Below are 16381 nucleotides of genomic sequence, written 5' to 3'. Positions count from 1 at the left end.
GTGACTCTTGCATGTAACAACGCGCAAGACTAGCTGACAGAATTGACAGTGCCGACGAACGGTAACCGAGGATCGACAATCGTCATGGCCCGCTGGATACACGGTAGATCAGGTAACGCAGCCTCGATGATCTGAATTTTCCGCCGCCCGCTGACGGGGATCGGCGACAACGTTGCAGCCTCGCCGTTATAGACCAGTGCGTGATGAACCTGTGGGTTATCGGCGAGGAAACCGACCAGGTTCAAGGCCTCGCCGGCCAGCGCTGCATTGATGATCACCAGGTCGAAGGACACGCCACCGTAATCGACCAGGGTCAGCAATTCGGCAAGGTTCTGCACGGGCACCACGCGGTAGTAATCAAGCCGATTGAACAGACGCTCGATTCTCATCCGCTGAAAGTGCTGCTCGTCGGCAATCAGGATACGTAACGCTTTGTTCGACAACCGGGGCCACCAGGAGGGTTTCAGATTCGTGAGATCGCAAGGCTACGGAAGAGCCTTCAGGCTTTCTGTAGGACTATTCCTAAATATCGGGGCGTCTCGTCGTCCGGTAGCCGGGCATGAAAGCCGCGCCGAGTCTCGGATGAGGATCGTTCCCACAGCGTGGAAACGATCCGTCCGTCAACCTTACTGCCAGCCAAACCGGCGGATATAAAAGCCCTTCACCGCCTGGGTCAGCGCCATGTACGCCAGCAGGATCACCGGCAGGAACACGAAGTACAGCGACGGCAGCGCCTGCAATTTGAAGTAATGCGCCAACGGCCCCATCGGCAGGAAAATGCCCACGGCCATGATGATTCCGGTCATCACCATCAGCGGCATGGCCGCGCGACTTTGCAGGAACGGGATCTTCGGCGTGCGGATCATGTGCACGATCAGCGTCTGGGTCAGCAGCCCGACCACGAACCAGCCGGACTGGAACAGGGTTTGATGATCCGGTGTATTGGCGTCGAACACGTACCACATCAAGGCAAACGTGGTGATGTCGAAGATCGAGCTGATCGGCCCGAAGAACAGCATGAACCGCCCGACATCCGCCGGCTGCCAGCGCTGCGGTTTGCTGAGCATTTCTTCATCGACGTTATCGAACGGGATGGCGATCTGCGAGATGTCGTAGAGCAGGTTCTGTACCAGCAGGTGCATCGGCAGCATCGGCAGGAACGGAATGAACGCGCTGGCCACCAGCACCGAGAACACGTTGCCGAAGTTCGAGCTCGCGGTCATCTTGATGTACTTGAGCATGTTGGCGAAGGTGCGACGCCCTTCCAGCACGCCCTCCTCCAGCACCATCAGGCTTTTTTCCAGCAGGATGATGTCCGCCGCTTCCTTGGCGATGTCCACGGCGCTGTCCACCGAAATGCCGATATCAGCCGTGCGCAGCGCCGGCGCGTCGTTGATGCCATCGCCCATGAAACCGACCACATGGCCGTTGCCTTTGAGCAGGCGGACGATGCGTTCCTTGTGGGTCGGCGTCAGTTTGGCGAAGACGTTGGTGGTCTCCACCGCCACCGCCAGTTCGGCGTCGCTCATGCGCTCAATGTCGTTGCCCATCAGCAGGCCCCGTTGTTCCAGGCCCACTTCGCGGCAAATTTTCGCGGTGACCAGTTCGTTGTCGCCGGTCAGCACTTTCACCGCCACCCCATGGGCAGCCAGCGCCTTCAGCGCCGGGGCGGTGCTTTCCTTCGGTGGATCGAGGAACGCCACGTAGCCGATCAGTGTCAGTTCCTGTTCATCCGCCAGGCTATAAGTGTCGCGGGAGTCGATCATCGGCCGGGCCGCGACCGCCACCACGCGCAGGCCCTCGGCATTGAAGGCGGCGGTGACCTGGCGAATCCGCGCCAGCAGGTCATCGGTCAGCGCTTCATCGACCACACCGTGACGCACCCGGGAGCACACCGCCAGCACTTCTTCCACCGCGCCTTTGCAGATCAGCAGGTGCGAATGATCGCGCTCGGCGACCACCACCGACATGCGCCGGCGGGTGAAATCGAACGGGATCTCGTCGACTTTGCGAAACGCGGTGCCGACCTTCAATTCACGGTGGACCTCGACGTGCTCGAGCACCGCCACGTCCAGCAGGTTTTTCAACCCGGTCTGGTAGTAGCTGTTGAGATAAGCCATTTCCAGCACGTCATCGGAGTCGTTGCCCCAGACGTCGACGTTGCGCGCGAGGAAGATTTTGTCCTGGGTCAGGGTGCCGGTCTTGTCCGTGCACAGCACGTCCATCGCGCCGAAGTTCTGGATCGCGTCCAGGCGTTTGACGATGACTTTTTTCCGCGACAGAAACACTGCACCTTTGGCCAGGGTCGAGGTGACGATCATCGGCAGCATTTCCGGGGTCAGGCCCACGGCAATCGACAGCGCGAACAGCAGTGCTTCGGTCCAGTCGCCCTTGGTGAAGCCGTTGATGAACAACACCAGCGGCGCCATGACGAACATGAAGCGGATCAGCAGCCAGCTGACTTTGTTGACCCCGGTCTGGAACGACGTCGGCGCACGATCGGTGGCGCCGACCCGCTGGGCCAGCGCCCCGAAATAGGTGCTGTTGCCGGTGGTCAGGATCACCGCGATCGCGGTGCCGGACACCACGTTGGTGCCCATGAACAGGATGTTGTCGAGGTCCAGCGGGTTGCTCGTGTCGCTGTCCTGCTGCAGACGGAATTTTTCCACCGGCATTGACTCACCGGTCATGGCCGCCTGGCTGACGAACAGGTCCTTGGCGTTGAGCACCCGGCAATCGGCGGGAATCATGTCGCCGGCCGACAACACGATCAGGTCGCCCGGCACCAGGAGTTTGATCGGCACTTCGGTGCGCAGCGCGTCGCGGCGCATCACCGTGGCGGTGTTGCTGACCATCGCCTTGAGCGCGTCGGCAGCCTGGTTGGACTTGGTTTCCTGCCAGAAGCGCAGCAAGGTCGAGAGCACCACCATGGAGAAAATCACGATGGCGGCTTTCATGTCCTCGGTCAGCCAGGAGATCACTGCGAGCAACGTCAGCAGCAGGTTGAACGGATTTTTGTAGCAGTGCCACAGATGCACCCACCATGGCAGCGGCTGCTCGTGCTCGACTTCGTTGAGGCCGAATTGCGCGCGCAGGGCATCGGCTTCGGCTTCGCTCAGGCCGTCGGTGTGGCTGTGGAGATGGTTCAGCAATGAACCGGTGTCGCTGTTGGCGGCGCCCACCAGGGTTTGCGCGAGGGTCGGCGGCACTTCGCGGCTGACCGTGGTGTCGGTGAAGGTTTCCAGCAGCGCCAGGCGACGAAAGTGACGGGCGATGTGGCGGGTGCGCAGGAATCCGGCGAAGAATTCCTTGAGCAGGGTCAGGTTCATGGCAGTTCCCCCAGGGTCAGCCGGGAAACCGTCGAGCAGGCATGCACGAGCGCCGCGATAACGACAAAAGTCGAACATCACGCACGGTTCAGCGTCGATGAGAGGGCGTCGGGACACAGGCCAGGATTGGCCGCGATCGGGAAGCCGCTGCTCGCTATACGGCGAGACAACGGCGCAAAACAGGGGCGCGTTATCTTGCCGGGAAGGTGCCGGTTATTGAAACCGGCCGACTACTGTCACTCGAACAAGTACCCACTGTGGGTCTCCGCTATTGATGAAAACGCGCGAAGCTTACGCCCCGATTTCTGGAGAGTAAACGAAGGAATGGCGGGTTGCCGTGGAATCTCGGGGTTCTTCAGGGAGGGTTCAGGATTCAGGATTTTTATCGTCGTTGAGGGCCTCTTCGCGAGCAAGCCCGCTCCCACATTAGTCCTGCGAATGCAGTTTCATTGTGGGAGCGAGCCTGCTCGCGAAGGCGGCCTCAAAGTCGCCGCAAAACTCAGCTGGCCGTCGCCAACAACAGATCCGCCATCGACCGGCCATGCCCACGATGCTTGCCGTGCTCATACAACGAACCGGCAATCTCGTCCGCGCGAATCGGCAGGATCGACAACAGCGTGTCGCTCAAGCCGTGGCTCGCCTGGCAGAAGCCCTGCATATAAATGCCGGTCCTGCAGCGCTCGTCGGTGATCAGTTTGTAGTTGCGATCCACCTCGAAATCACCCAGGTACTCTTCCAGTGGCGCCAGCAACGTGCGGTGCATCTGCCGCTCGTAACCGGTGGCCAGCACCACCGCGTCGTAATGCCGAACCGTTACCTCGCCGGTAGCGTTGTTGCGCAGGGCCAGTTCGACGCCGCGCTCGGTGGCGGTGGCTTTTTCGATCGTGGTCAGGGTGCGGAAGGCATGCCGCGCAATGCCCGAGACTTTCTGACGATAGAAGATGCCGTAGATGCGCTCGATCAGGTCGATGTCGACCACCGAATAGTTGGTGTTGTGGTACTCGTTGACCAGGCGCTCACGCTCGCTGCTCTCCTGCTGGAACACCAGATCGGTGAATTCGGGCGAAAACACTTCGTTGACGAACGGGCTGTCGTCCGCCGGCTTCAGCGCCGAACCGCGCAGAATCATGTCCACCTGCACCGACGGGAAGCTGTCGTTCAGGTCGATGAAGGCTTCCGCGGCGCTCTGCCCGCCCCCGATGATCGCGATGCTCATCGGCTGATTGTTCACGCACGGTTGCCTGGCCATCTGCGCCAGGTACTGCGAGTGATGGAACACCCGACCGTCATCCTTCAGCGCCTTGAACGCTTCGGGAATGCGCGGCGTGCCGCCGGCGCTGACCACCACCGAACGGGTCGTGCGCACGTGCTGATGGCCCTGGGTGTCGCGGGAGATCACCCGCAGCGCTTCGACCTGCTGGTTGTGCAGCACCGGCTCGATGGTCAGCACTTCTTCGCCGTAGCGGCTTTGTTCGGCAAATTGCCCGGCGACCCAGCACAGGTAGTCGTTGTACTCCATGCGGCACGGATAGAAGGTGCCGAGGTTGATGAAGTCCACCAGACGACCGTGGTGCTTGAGGTAGTTGACGAAGGAGTACGGGCTGGTCGGATTGCGCAGGGTCACCAGGTCCTTGAGGAAGGAAATCTGCAATTCGCTCTGGGTCACCAGCGTATTGCCGTGCCAGCGGTAGTTGGCCTGTTTGTCGAGAAACAGGACATCCAGACTGCCCTGGCTCGCGGCGCGCTCCTGCAGCGCGATGGCCAACGCCAGGTTCGATGGGCCGAAACCCACACCGATCAGGTCGTGAACGATGGGCGATGCAATTGCCTGTGTCATTTCCAGTGTCCTCTGGATGAACCCCTCAACATGGGGAGAAGCCTAAGTGACCTGGCCAGCCTTGATCAGGACAGCAGGTTGTCTGTTGAGTAGGAACGAGGACCGTGAAATAAAATTTAATACTCTTTGTTCAAGTCTCGGACAGGATCAATGGGCATCCCAATCCCGCATCCGCACGCGGCAGTGCTTCATCGCATTGACAATGTGCTTCTCCACCAGCGCTCGGGAGATCCCCAGCCGTTCGGCGATTTCGGGGTGCGACAGGCCGTCGATCTTGCGCAGCAGGAAGCTCTCGCGGCACAGCCTTGGCAGTTCCGTCAACGCGCGCTGCAGCATTTCCAGGCGCTGGCCGTGATCGAGGCAATTGTGCGGGGACGGGGTGAAATAGCGCTCTTCATTGTCGAGCACGTCGAGTGATTCGACCTGACGCAGGGCATTGCGCCGATGGTCGTCGATCACCAGATTGAGCGCGGTGCGATAAAGGAACGCCCGGGGCTGCTCGATCGGCGTATCGCTGGAACGCTCCAGCACCCGCAGATAAGCGTCATGCACCACATCTTCGGCGACCTGACGGTTGCCCAGCTTGGCGTTCAGGAAACACACCAGCTCGCGATAGTAGTTTTCCAACCATGACTCCCGGCCGCTCGGGTGCGACGTCTGTCCTTGGGCCAGATCCGCGACTGCCAAGTGGACAGTGGCACGATGGTGGCAATTTCGAGCGTGTAATTTATAGTAATTCTCATATAGATTTAAAGTGCTGTTTCAATTTGCCCCGTAAATCGCTGGGCGACTGTGGGAACATGCCTGTCCGTGAAGATGGTCATGACGCGGCCTTCAGCGGCGTCAGCAAGATCGCCTTCGCGAGCAGGCTCGCTCCCACAGGGGGTGTTGTTGTCTCTAAATTTGCGGGCCGTTTCCTCGTTTACACAACACCTTCCCATCGCTGTCGGCTCCCTCCGGATGCATTGGCTGCTGCGACGGGCCGAACTCCATTGGCCGGAACCCTGCATGAAACGTCCCCGACACACCCGACGCGCCCTGCTTGTAGCCCTTTGCCTGATCCCCGTGATTGCCGTCGCCGCCTGGCAAATATTGCCGCCCGGCCGCGATCAATACGCGACGGTGCAAGTCGCCCGCGCTGACATCGAAAGCAGCGTCACCGCCCTCGGCACCCTGCAACCGCGGCGCTATGTCGACGTCGGTGCCCAGGCCTCGGGGCAAATCCACAAGATCCACGTGGAGGTCGGCGACGTGGTCAAGGAAGGCCAGTTACTGGTGGAAATCGACCCCTCCACGCAACAGGCCAAGCTCGACGCCGGGCGCTATTCCATCGATAACCTCAAGGCGCAGTTGCAGGAGCAGCGCGCCTTGCACGACCTCGCGCAGCAGAAATACCAACGCCAGCAGAACCTCGCCGCCGGCGGCGCGACCCGCGACGAAGACGTGCAGACCGCCCAGGCCGAACTGCGCACCACCCAGGCGCGTATCGACATGTTCCAGGCGCAGATCCGCCAGGCCCAGGCCAGCCTGCGCAGCGATCAGGCCGAACTCGGCTACACCCGCATCTATGCGCCCATGAGCGGTACGGTGGTCGCCCTCGATGCCCGGGAAGGCCAAACCCTCAACGCCCAGCAACAGACACCGCTGATTCTGCGCATCGCCAAACTCTCGCCGATGACGGTCTGGGCCGAGGTGTCCGAGGCCGACATCGGTCACGTCAAACCGGGCATGAACGCCTGGTTCACCACCCTCAGTGGCGGCAATCGACGCTGGAGCAGCACGGTGCGGCAGATCCTGCCGATCCCCCCCAAGCCGCTGGATCAGACCAGCCAGGGCGGTGGCAGCCCGGCCAGTTCGAGTAAAAGCGGCACCGCTCGCGTGGTCCTCTACACCGTGCTGCTGGATGTCGATAACGCCGACAACGCACTGATGGCTGAAATGACCACCCAGGTTTTCTTCGTCTCCAACCAGGCGAAAAATGTCCTGACCGCGCCGATCGCCGCGTTGCAGAGTGGCGAGCAAGCCGACGTCCAGATCGCCACCGTGGTTGCCAAGAGCGGTGAGACCCAACAACGCAACGTGCGCACCGGCATCAGCGATCGGCTGAAAGTGCAGATCCTCGACGGCCTCGAAGAAGGCGATCACCTGCTGATCGGCCCGGTCGACGGGAGTGGCGGCTGAATGCAGACGCCCCTGATCGACCTGCAGGACATCCGCAAAGCCTACGGAGGCGGTGACGCTCCGGAGGTGCACGTGTTGCGCGGCATCGACCTGTCGATTCATGCCGGGGAATTCGTGGCGATTGTCGGCGCTTCCGGTTCCGGCAAATCGACGCTGATGAACATCCTCGGCTGCCTCGACCGTCCGACCTCGGGCGACTACCGCTTCGCCGGGGAAAACGTCGCCGGCCTCGACAGCGACGAGCTGGCCTGGCTGCGGCGCGAGGCGTTCGGCTTTGTGTTCCAGGGTTACCACCTGATCCCGTCCGGCTCGGCCCAGGAAAACGTCGAGATGCCGGCCATCTACGCCGGCCTGCCCGCCGCCGAGCGCCACGCCCGCGCCGCCGCCCTGCTCGACCGCCTCGGCCTGGCCTCGCGCACCGGCAACCGCCCGCATCAACTGTCCGGCGGCCAGCAGCAACGGGTATCCATCGCCCGCGCCTTGATGAACGGCGGCCACATCATCCTCGCCGACGAACCCACCGGCGCCCTCGACAGCCACAGCGGCGCCGAGGTCATGACCCTGCTCGACGAACTGGCGAGCCAGGGCCACGTGGTGATCCTCATCACCCACGACCGCGAAGTCGCGGCCCGGGCCAAGCGCATCATCGAAATTCGCGATGGCCTGATCATCAGCGACAGCGCCCGCGACAACCCCGACGTGCAGACCTCGGCCAACCCCGGCGCCCTGCAAGCGGTGGACCTGCGCAAACGTCTCAGCGAAGGCGCCGAAGCCACCGGTGCCTGGAAAGGCGAATTGGTGGACGCGGTGCACGCAGCCTGGCGGGTGATGTGGATCAACAAGTTCCGCACCGCGCTGACGTTGCTCGGCATCATCATCGGCGTCGCCTCGGTGGTGGTGATGCTGGCGGTTGGCGAAGGCAGCAAGCGCCAGGTGATGGCGCAAATGGGTGCCTTCGGCTCGAACATCCTTTACCTCAGCGGCGCCCCGACCCACCCTGGCGCGCCACCGGGGATCGTCACCCTCGATGACGTGCGGGCGCTGGCCAGCCTGCCGCAAGTCATGCGCATCATGCCGGTCAACGGCGCGGAAGCGGTGGTGCGCTTTGGCAACCTCTATCACCTGAGCTACGTCGGCGGAAACGACACCAACTTCCCGGCCATTTTTAACTGGCCCGTCGCCGAAGGCAGCTATTTCACCGCCGCCGATGAACAGAACGCTGCGGCCGTCGCGGTGATCGGGCACAAGGTGCGCAACAAATTGCTCAAGGATGTCGCCAACCCGATCGGTCAGTACATCCTGATTGAAAACGTGCCCTTCCAGGTGGTCGGGGTGCTGGCGGAAAAAGGTGCCAGTTCCGGCGATTCCGACAGCGACAACCGGATTGCCGTGCCCTACTCCGCCGCCAGCGTCCGCCTGTTCGGCACCCACGATCCCGAATATGTGGCGATCGCCGCCGCCGACGCACGCAAGGTCAAGGACGCGGAAAAAGCCATCGAGCAGTTGATGCTGCGCCTGCACAACGGCAAGGCGGATTTCGAACTGACCAACAACGCCGCCATGATCCAGGCCGAGGCGCGCACGCAAAATACCCTGTCGCTGATGCTCGGTTCGATTGCCGCGATTTCGTTGCTGGTCGGCGGCATCGGCGTGATGAACATCATGCTCATGACCGTACGTGAACGCACCCGGGAGATCGGCATCCGCATGGCCACCGGCGCCCGGCAACGGGACATCCTGCGCCAGTTCCTCACCGAAGCGGTGATGCTTTCGGTCGTCGGTGGGCTCGCCGGGATTGCCCTGGCGCTGATCGTCGGCGGCGTGCTGATCCTCAGCGAAGTCGCCGTGGCCTTTTCCCTGGTGGCAGTGCTCGGCGCCTTTGCCTGCGCACTGGTCACCGGCGTTGTCTTCGGCTTCATGCCGGCCCGCAAAGCTGCCCGGCTCGACCCGGTCACGGCCCTTACCAGTGAATGATCGATCTATGAAACCGCGCCTCAGCCTGTTGACCCTGTGCCTGCTGCTCAGTGCTTGCGGCAGTAACGCCCCGCGTCCGGACAGCGGCATTGTCCCGCCCGCCGCGTGGCAATCGCCGCACGACGCCGAGGCCCGCAGCAACGCGCAATGGTGGACGCAGTTCGGCAGCCCGGCGCTGGATCGCCTGATCGAACAGGCCCGCGTCGGCAGTTTCGACCTGGCCGCCGCCGTGGCACGGGTGCGCCAGGCCCAGGCCGGCACTGTGATTGCCGGCGGTTCGCAACTGCCGGAAATCAAGGGTGCCGCCAATGCCAACCGCCAGAAACTGCTGCGCGGCAGCGGCTATAACCAGCTGGATGTCGACGACAGCAACAAGGCGGTGGACTACTTCGATGCCAGCCTCACTGCCAGCTATGAAATCGATTTCTGGGGCGGCAACCGCGCCGCTCGCGACAGCGCCCGATTCAGTCTGCAGGCGAGTGAGTTTGATCAAGCGACGGTGGAGCTAACGTTGCTTAGCGGCGTGGCCAGCAGTTACGCGCAAACCCTGTCTCTGCATGAGCAAGGCCGCATCGCTGAACTGAATCTGGCCAACGCGCAACGGGTCTTGAACCTGGTGCAGACGCGCTTCGACTCCGGCTCGGCCACGGCCTTGGAACTGGCGCAACAAAAAAGCCTGGTGGCGGCGCAGCAACGGCAATTGCCGACGGTGCAGCAACAGGCCCGGGACGCGCAAATCAGCCTCGCCGCTTTGCTCGGCCGGCCGGTGCAGGAACTGGCGCCGCTGGATGAGGGTTTCGATCAGTTGCAGTGGCCGGTGATCGGCAGCGGTGTGCCCAGTGAATTGCTCAGCCGCCGTCCGGACATTGCCCGCGCCGAGGCGCAGCTGGCGGCGGCCCAGGCTGACGTCACGGTCGCCCGCGCCGCGATGCTGCCGGCCGTGACCCTCAGCGCCAACCTCGGCTCCGGCTCGAACACCGCCTCCGACCTGCTGCGCAGTCCGTTCTACAACCTCACCGCCGGGCTGGTGACGCCGATCTTCAACAACGGCCGGCTCGGTGCAGAACGCGACAAGGCCACCGCCCGCCAACAGGAGCTACTGGAGAATTATCGCGCCAGCATCATCAACGGCTTTGCCGATGTGGAGAAAGCCCTGAACAGCATTCGCGGGCTGGACGCGCAACGGCAGTGGCAGAGCGAAGAACTGACCCAGGCGCAAACCGCGTTCAACATTGCCCAGAGCCGCTACCAGGCCGGCGCCGAAGATTTGCTGACGGTGCTGGAAACCCAGCGCACGCTGTACGCGGCGCAGGATTTGAATGTGCAACTGAGGTTGGCGCGGGTGCAGGCGAGTATCGGGTTGTACAAGGCGCTTGGGGGTGGGTGGCAGGCGCTGTAATTGGCAGCGCCTGCAAAGCCGCTTTCGCGAGCAAGCCCGCTCCCACACTGGATCTTCAGGCTTCACAAAATCCCTGTGGGAGCGGGCTTGCTCGCGAATGAACGATAACGCGCAATACCTGATTAACCGGTAATCGGGTTGACCTTGAGATGCCGCGCATACCACGGCCGTTGCGGAACGCGGCGGAACAGGCTGGCGGTTTTCTTTTCGTCGCTGAGAAAGGTAATGCGCAGGGCCAGTTTCATGGTTTCCGGGTCCATCTCCACCGACTTGCCCACCTGCAAACCAGGCGTGGTGCTGCAGCCATGGGTCACCGGGCCGAGCCACGGATCGGCCACTTCAACCCAGCGTCCCGGCGCGAACCACTGCACCCTGTTGACCTCCAGCCGACTGACCTCCCCCGGATGAAAACGCTCATGGGCGCGAAACCAGTCTTCGATGCGATCGTCGATCCAGCCATGGAAATGCCAGAACACCGGGTTCACATGGGACGAAAACGGGTCGCCGAGGAAATCGTTTTCCGGCGCATACCACCGCGCCGCGAAGTCCGCCGGATCCCGGGCGAACGGCACCGGCTGACCGTTTGACGGATCCCGTGGCACCGAGGCCCAGCGCATGTGCAGCCAGTCATGCAAACCCAGTTCGACTTCCGAACCAAACTGCCCCAGGGTCAGCTTCGACAGATAACGCGGATCGCGGTAGCGCGATTCCCAGACCTCGAAGTTGCTGTGATAGGTCTCGGCCGTCTTGATGTCGCTGACCCACTGGGTGTACTCGCTGTCTTCAGCCGCCAGCCAGGTCGGTGGCAGCGCCGTACCGTCTTCGTTGTCGTGATAGCGGGCGAACCCTTGACGATCCCGTTCCAGCTCCGGCTGCGGCATCGGGAAGCTCGACCAGGACGGCAGATCCTGCATCGACCGGGCCGTACCGAGCATGTGCCGGTGCATGAAAAAGAAATCCACCCCGGAACCATTGCGATCCTTGCGCGGACCACGGGCATCACGCTCCTGCCCCCGAGGACCGGGCTGCCAACCGATACCGCGCAAGGCCTCGCGCTTGTCTTCAGCGAGGGTGTGCCATTTGTCCCGGCTCGCGTGCCAGAGCTGATGGAACAGACGGTGCTCAGAAGAAACCAGCCAGGCCAGCAGCGTCGGGTTCAGGCCCACCCGCTCCCGGGCTTCAGGGAACAGGCGTTTACGCGCGACGAATCGATTGTCCACTTCCGGCAGGCCCAGCGGACGATCAAGCCGCAGGATGCGCCCGCTGAGGGTGCCGCTACCGGCATTGCCGAAATCGGCCCAGACTTCATCGAGAACGACCACCAGTTCATAGGTTGGCGCCCCCTCCGGCGACCGGGTATCGAACAGGCGCCAGTAAAGTTCAGTGGGTTGGGACTGCACCAGATCGCCGAGCAACCGGTAGCGCGGCTGCGCGTCGCTGCGCAGTTGATGTGCGGTGTCGAGATAGCCGCGCACACCGCGACCGCGCTGGGCAATGTCGAGAAACAATTCCAGGCCATCCTGCGGCAAGCCTTCAAGACCCGCCTGCGAACCTTCGAAACGGACATCCCAGACCCCGCGCAGCGAGTTGGCCAGTTGCTGACCCGCGGTGTCCGCCAGGTCGACCGTGGCCTCGCCGGGGGTGATCGTCGGGTCTGGCTTCGTCCATTCGCGATGCCCATAAAAAGCCGCCGGCACAGCGGCGCCAGTCAGCGCCAGGCCTGCCATGAACCATCGTCGAGAAATCTTCATTGCCCTACCTGTGTCAGCCATGGAGCAGGCTTTATCCAAGCTAGAACGTTTGTTGCCCCCACAAATTTAAACGCTTCCTGTAGGAGCGAGCCTGCTCGCGAAAAACCCATGGGCAACGCGGTTATCCAGAAAACCCGCGTATTCGCTGACGCCCACAGGCCCTAAATTTCCCACCCGGCCGCTCGTTCTTCCCAGATAGCAAAGGCCCCTGCGCCTGCACCTCGACGGCGAACCTGACTGAGATGGCAATGACAAGACCACGTTCGAAAAAGGCTCTTTACATCGGCCTGCCACTGGCCCTGGCGATCACCGCCGGTGCGGGCTTTGCGGCTTGGGATCATTGGTTCAAGGACGACCTCGGCTACCCGGCCGAGGTGATGAAACAAGCCAATGAGTTGCACGAACGCCTGCTCTCCTTCGACAGCCACGTCAGCCTGATGCAAAACTTTGGCACCGACGGCCACGAAGCCGACAAGGATGGCGAGGGCCAGTTCGACCTGGTCAAAGTCAACCGCGGCCCGCTGTCCAGCGCGGCCCTGACGATTTTCGGCTGGCCGGAAATCTGGAACGGCGCCAATGCACCGCACAAGCCCACTGAAGGCTTCGTCGACGAGGCGCGCAACCAGCAGGAAATCCGCTACAAGATCATCACTGGCATGGTCCGCGACTTCCCCAATCAGGTGGCCATCGCCTACACCCCCGATGACCTGCGCCGCCTGCACGGCGAAGGCAAGTTCGCGATTTTCATCAGCATGCTCAACGCCTATCCGCTGGGCCATGACCTCAACCAGTTGAACCTGTGGGCGGCGCGCGGCATGCGCATGTTTGGCTTCAGCTACATCGGCAACAACGATTGGGCCGACTCCTCGCGACCGCTGCCGTTCTTCAACGATTCACCCGACGCGCTCAATGGCCTGTCGGATATCGGCAAGCAAGCGGTCGGTCGCCTGAACGATCTGGGGGTCATCATCGACGTGTCGCAAATGTCGACCCAGGGCCTGGAGCAAGTCGCGCAGTTGAGCCGCACGCCGATGGTCGCCTCGCACTCGGCACCGCGGGCAATGGTCGATATCCCGCGCAACCTCAGCGACAAGGAAATGCAACTGATCAAGAACAGCGGCGGCGTGGTGCAGGTGGTCGGTTTCTCCCAGTACCTGAAGCCGCTGACCCAGCCGACCCAGGACAAACTCAACGAACTGCGCAAGGCATTCGGCTTGCCGCCGCTGCCCAACCTGGCCGTGGCGCTGATGCCGGGTGACCCGATCATTTCCGCCTGGCCCGAAGAAAAGTTCGGCAAGTACGCCAGCCGCCTCTACGCGATCCTCGAGGAAGAACCCAAGGCCAGCCTCAAGGACCTCGGCGACGCCATCGACTACACGGTGCGTAAAATCGGCATCGACCACGTTGGCATCAGCTCCGACTTCAACGAGGGCGGCGGCGTCAAAGGTTGGGAGAACGTCGGCGAAATCCGCAACGTCACCGCCGAACTGATCTCCCGCGGTTACTCCGAGGCGGACATCGCCAAGTTGTGGGGCGGCAATTTCCTGCGGGTTTGGGATCAAGTGCAGAAAGCCGCCAAACCCGCTCTGGTTTCCCAGCAGGACACTCGCACACCATGACGGATCGCCGCACCTTTCTGAAACAGGCCGGGCTCTTCGCCGCCACGCTGCCCCTGACCGCCGGCCTGCACAACGTTGCCAGCGCCACAGCACTGGCGCCGCTGCCCCGGGACAAATGGGCGCAGCTGCGATTGCTGTTCGATCAGGATCCGGACTACCTGCACTTCTCCAACTTCCTGATCACCTCGCACCCCAAACCGATACGGGACGCGATCGACCTGCATCGCGCAGCCCTCGACAAGAATCCCGGGCTGGCCATGGATTGGGACCTGGGCGTGATCGAGCAGCGCGAGGAAGAAGTCCGCCTCTGGGCCGGACGTTATCTCAAGGCCGACGCCAGACAGATCGCCCTGACCGGCAGTACCACCGAAGGCCTTTCCATGATCTACGGCGGCGTGCACGTGCGGCCGGATCAGGAAATCCTCACCACCGACCACGAACACTACGCGACCCACACGATCCTCGCGCTGCGCAACGAACGGGACGGCACCCGCGTGCGCAAGATCGCCTTGTTCAAGGATCCACAGACCCTGACCGAGGCAGAAATCCTCAATAACATCGACCGCAGCATCAAGCCGGAAACCCGCGTGCTGGGCATGACCTGGGTGCATTCCGGCAGCGGCGTCAAATTGCCGATAGCGGCCATCGGTGCCTTGGTCGACAAGCACAATCGTGGCCGTAGCGAACAGGACCGGATCATCTACCTGGTCGACGGCGTGCACGGTTTCGGTGTCGAGGACCTGGATTTTCCGGACATGAACTGTGACTTTTTCATCGCCGGCACCCACAAGTGGATGTTCGGCCCCCGAGGCACCGGCATCGTGTGCAGCCGCAGCGCCGAGGTCAAATACGTCACGCCGATCATTCCGACCTTCTCCGAAGCCACGGCGTTCTCCACCACCATGACGCCGGGCGGTTACCACGCGTTCGAGCACCGCTGGGCGCTCAACGAAGCATTCAAATTGCACCTGCAACTGGGCAAGGCCGACGTGCAGGCGCGCATCCATGCGCTCAACACTTACCTGAAAAAACGCCTGGCGGAGCACCCGCAGATCGAATTGGTGACGCCGCGCAGCCCGGCGTTTTCCTCCGGCTTCACCTTTTTCCGAATCAAGGACAAGGACTGCGACAAGATCGCCGCCTACCTGATGCAGAACCGCGTGGTCGCCGACGCCGTGGAGCGCGATGTCGGCCCGGTGATCCGCACCGCGCCCGGCCTGCTCAATAACGAAAGCGAAATCGACCGGTTCATGGCGTTGCTCGCCAGGCAGCTCTGAGCCACCGACCTAATTAACCTTTCAACGAGAGAGACGATGAACAGTGCGCTGCGTAGTTATTTCCTGAGGGTGCTTCCCGTCCTGGCCGTCAGCTGTCTGTTGCCGGTCAGCGCCCAGGCGGCTGCGACCATCGCACCGGGCAAGGTGTTCAAGGACTGCAAGGACTGCCCGGAAATGGTCGTGCTGCCCGCGGGCACCTTTACCATGGGCACGCCGGACGATGAAGTCGGCCGCGAGCCCGATGAAGGCCCGCAGCATCCGGTGACGTTCGCCCGACCTGTGGCGATCAGCCGCTTTCAGGTGCTGAAGGGCGAATGGGACGCCTATATCCGTGACACGGGCTACGTCATGCCCGACGGCGACGACCGCCCGGGCCGTGAATGCAAGGCCGGCGTTCCGCGCTACGAATACACCGCCAGGCATCCGGCGGTGTGCATGGACTTGTCCGAAGCCACGGCCTATGTGGCCTGGCTCTCGAAAAAATCCGGCAAGCCCTACCACCTCGTCAGCGAAGCCCTGCGCGAGTACGCCGCCCGCGCCGGCAGCAGCGGTCCATTCCCCTTCCCGTTCGATGAGGGCAAGGAATACAGCATCGCCAGGCACGCCAATACCTACGGCGCTGCCGACGGCTACAACTTCACCTCGCCGGCGGGCAGCTTCCCGGCCAACGCCTTCGGGGTCTTCGACCTGCACGGCAACGTCTACGAATGGACCGCCGATTGCTACAACGACAACTACGTCGGTGCGCCAGGCGATGGCAGCGCGTGGCTGACCGGCGACTGCAAAGTCCAGCGCATCCGCGGCAACGACTGGGGCGAAGCACCGGTGTTCTCACGATCGGGCAACCGCAACGCCGCCTACCCCGATGCCCGTGGCGACTGGCTGGGCTTTCGCGTCGCACGGGATTTGTAAGTCTCAAACGCCACCTAAACCAACTGTGGGAGCGAGCCTGCTCGCGATGGCGGTGGGTCAGTCAAATTTTTTTAGCCTGTAACTGCCCTAAACCCAGCCCGC

General features: G+C 62.5%; 11 protein-coding genes. 6 read left to right on the top strand and 5 right to left on the bottom strand.

Annotated elements, in window-relative coordinates; translation table 11 throughout:
• Positions 1 to 29: 29 nt before the first annotated feature.
• From NTD84_RS19065 to NTD84_RS19050, 4 genes are all read right to left on the bottom strand, one after another.
• Positions 30 to 443 (bottom strand): response regulator, encoded by a 414-nt coding sequence (locus tag NTD84_RS19065; protein ID WP_262168520.1) that lies wholly within the window; start codon positions 441 to 443, stop codon positions 30 to 32.
• A 183-nt stretch (positions 444 to 626) separates the two neighbouring features.
• The gene (mgtA, locus tag NTD84_RS19060; RefSeq protein WP_262168517.1) at positions 627 to 3329 is read right to left on the bottom strand and encodes a magnesium-translocating P-type ATPase; all 2703 of its coding nucleotides are present in this window, start codon (positions 3327 to 3329) and stop codon (positions 627 to 629) included.
• 499 nt (positions 3330 to 3828) lie between these two features.
• Positions 3829 to 5166 (bottom strand): lysine N(6)-hydroxylase/L-ornithine N(5)-oxygenase family protein, encoded by a 1338-nt coding sequence (locus NTD84_RS19055; protein ID WP_262168515.1) that lies wholly within the window; start codon positions 5164 to 5166, stop codon positions 3829 to 3831.
• A 147-nt stretch (positions 5167 to 5313) separates the two neighbouring features.
• Positions 5314 to 5838: a sigma-70 family RNA polymerase sigma factor gene (locus NTD84_RS19050; protein WP_262168714.1), complete on the bottom strand. Its 525-nt coding sequence runs from the start codon at positions 5836 to 5838 to the stop codon at positions 5314 to 5316.
• A 336-nt stretch (positions 5839 to 6174) separates the two neighbouring features.
• Between NTD84_RS19050 and NTD84_RS19045 the strand changes: the two genes are divergently transcribed.
• Genes NTD84_RS19045 through NTD84_RS19035 form a run of 3 tightly spaced genes read left to right on the top strand, consistent with a single transcriptional unit; the run spans position 6175 to position 10720 of the window.
• Positions 6175 to 7347 (top strand): efflux RND transporter periplasmic adaptor subunit, encoded by a 1173-nt coding sequence (locus NTD84_RS19045; RefSeq protein WP_262168512.1) that lies wholly within the window; start codon positions 6175 to 6177, stop codon positions 7345 to 7347.
• Positions 7348 to 9321, top strand: coding sequence for a MacB family efflux pump subunit (locus NTD84_RS19040; RefSeq protein WP_262168510.1), 1974 nt, complete (start codon positions 7348 to 7350; stop codon positions 9319 to 9321). It abuts the gene before it with no gap.
• A 7-nt stretch (positions 9322 to 9328) separates the two neighbouring features.
• Complete coding sequence (locus NTD84_RS19035) at positions 9329 to 10720, top strand: efflux transporter outer membrane subunit (protein ID WP_262168507.1); 1392 nt, start codon at positions 9329 to 9331, stop codon at positions 10718 to 10720.
• A 122-nt stretch (positions 10721 to 10842) separates the two neighbouring features.
• Here the strand turns inward: NTD84_RS19035 and NTD84_RS19030 are convergent, their stop codons facing one another.
• A complete protein-coding gene (locus NTD84_RS19030) occupies positions 10843 to 12471 on the bottom strand; it encodes a PvdJ/PvdD/PvdP-like protein (protein WP_262168504.1) in 1629 nt (542 codons plus the stop codon).
• Positions 12472 to 12719: 248 nt separating this feature from the next.
• Here NTD84_RS19030 and pvdM point away from each other — a divergent pair, with 248 nt between their 5' ends.
• Genes pvdM through NTD84_RS19015 form a run of 3 tightly spaced genes read left to right on the top strand, consistent with a single transcriptional unit; the run spans position 12720 to position 16279 of the window.
• Entirely contained in the window at positions 12720 to 14090 is a 1371-nt protein-coding gene (pvdM, locus tag NTD84_RS19025) for a pyoverdine-tailoring dipeptidase-like protein PvdM (RefSeq protein WP_262168503.1), read from the top strand.
• Positions 14087 to 15367 (top strand): aminotransferase class V-fold PLP-dependent enzyme, encoded by a 1281-nt coding sequence (locus NTD84_RS19020; RefSeq protein ID WP_262168501.1) that lies wholly within the window; start codon positions 14087 to 14089, stop codon positions 15365 to 15367. The genes pvdM and NTD84_RS19020 overlap by 4 nt, the downstream gene beginning before the upstream one ends.
• A 36-nt stretch (positions 15368 to 15403) precedes the next feature.
• Positions 15404 to 16279, top strand: coding sequence for a formylglycine-generating enzyme family protein (locus NTD84_RS19015; protein ID WP_262168499.1), 876 nt, complete (start codon positions 15404 to 15406; stop codon positions 16277 to 16279).
• Positions 16280 to 16381: the final 102 nt, after the last annotated feature.

The sequence above is a fragment of the Pseudomonas sp. 14P_8.1_Bac3 genome (assembly GCF_025466085.1).
Classification (GTDB): Bacteria; Pseudomonadota; Gammaproteobacteria; order Pseudomonadales; family Pseudomonadaceae; genus Aquipseudomonas.
Note: the sequence above shows the minus strand (reverse complement) of the source record. Positions and strands in the feature narration are given on the sequence as shown.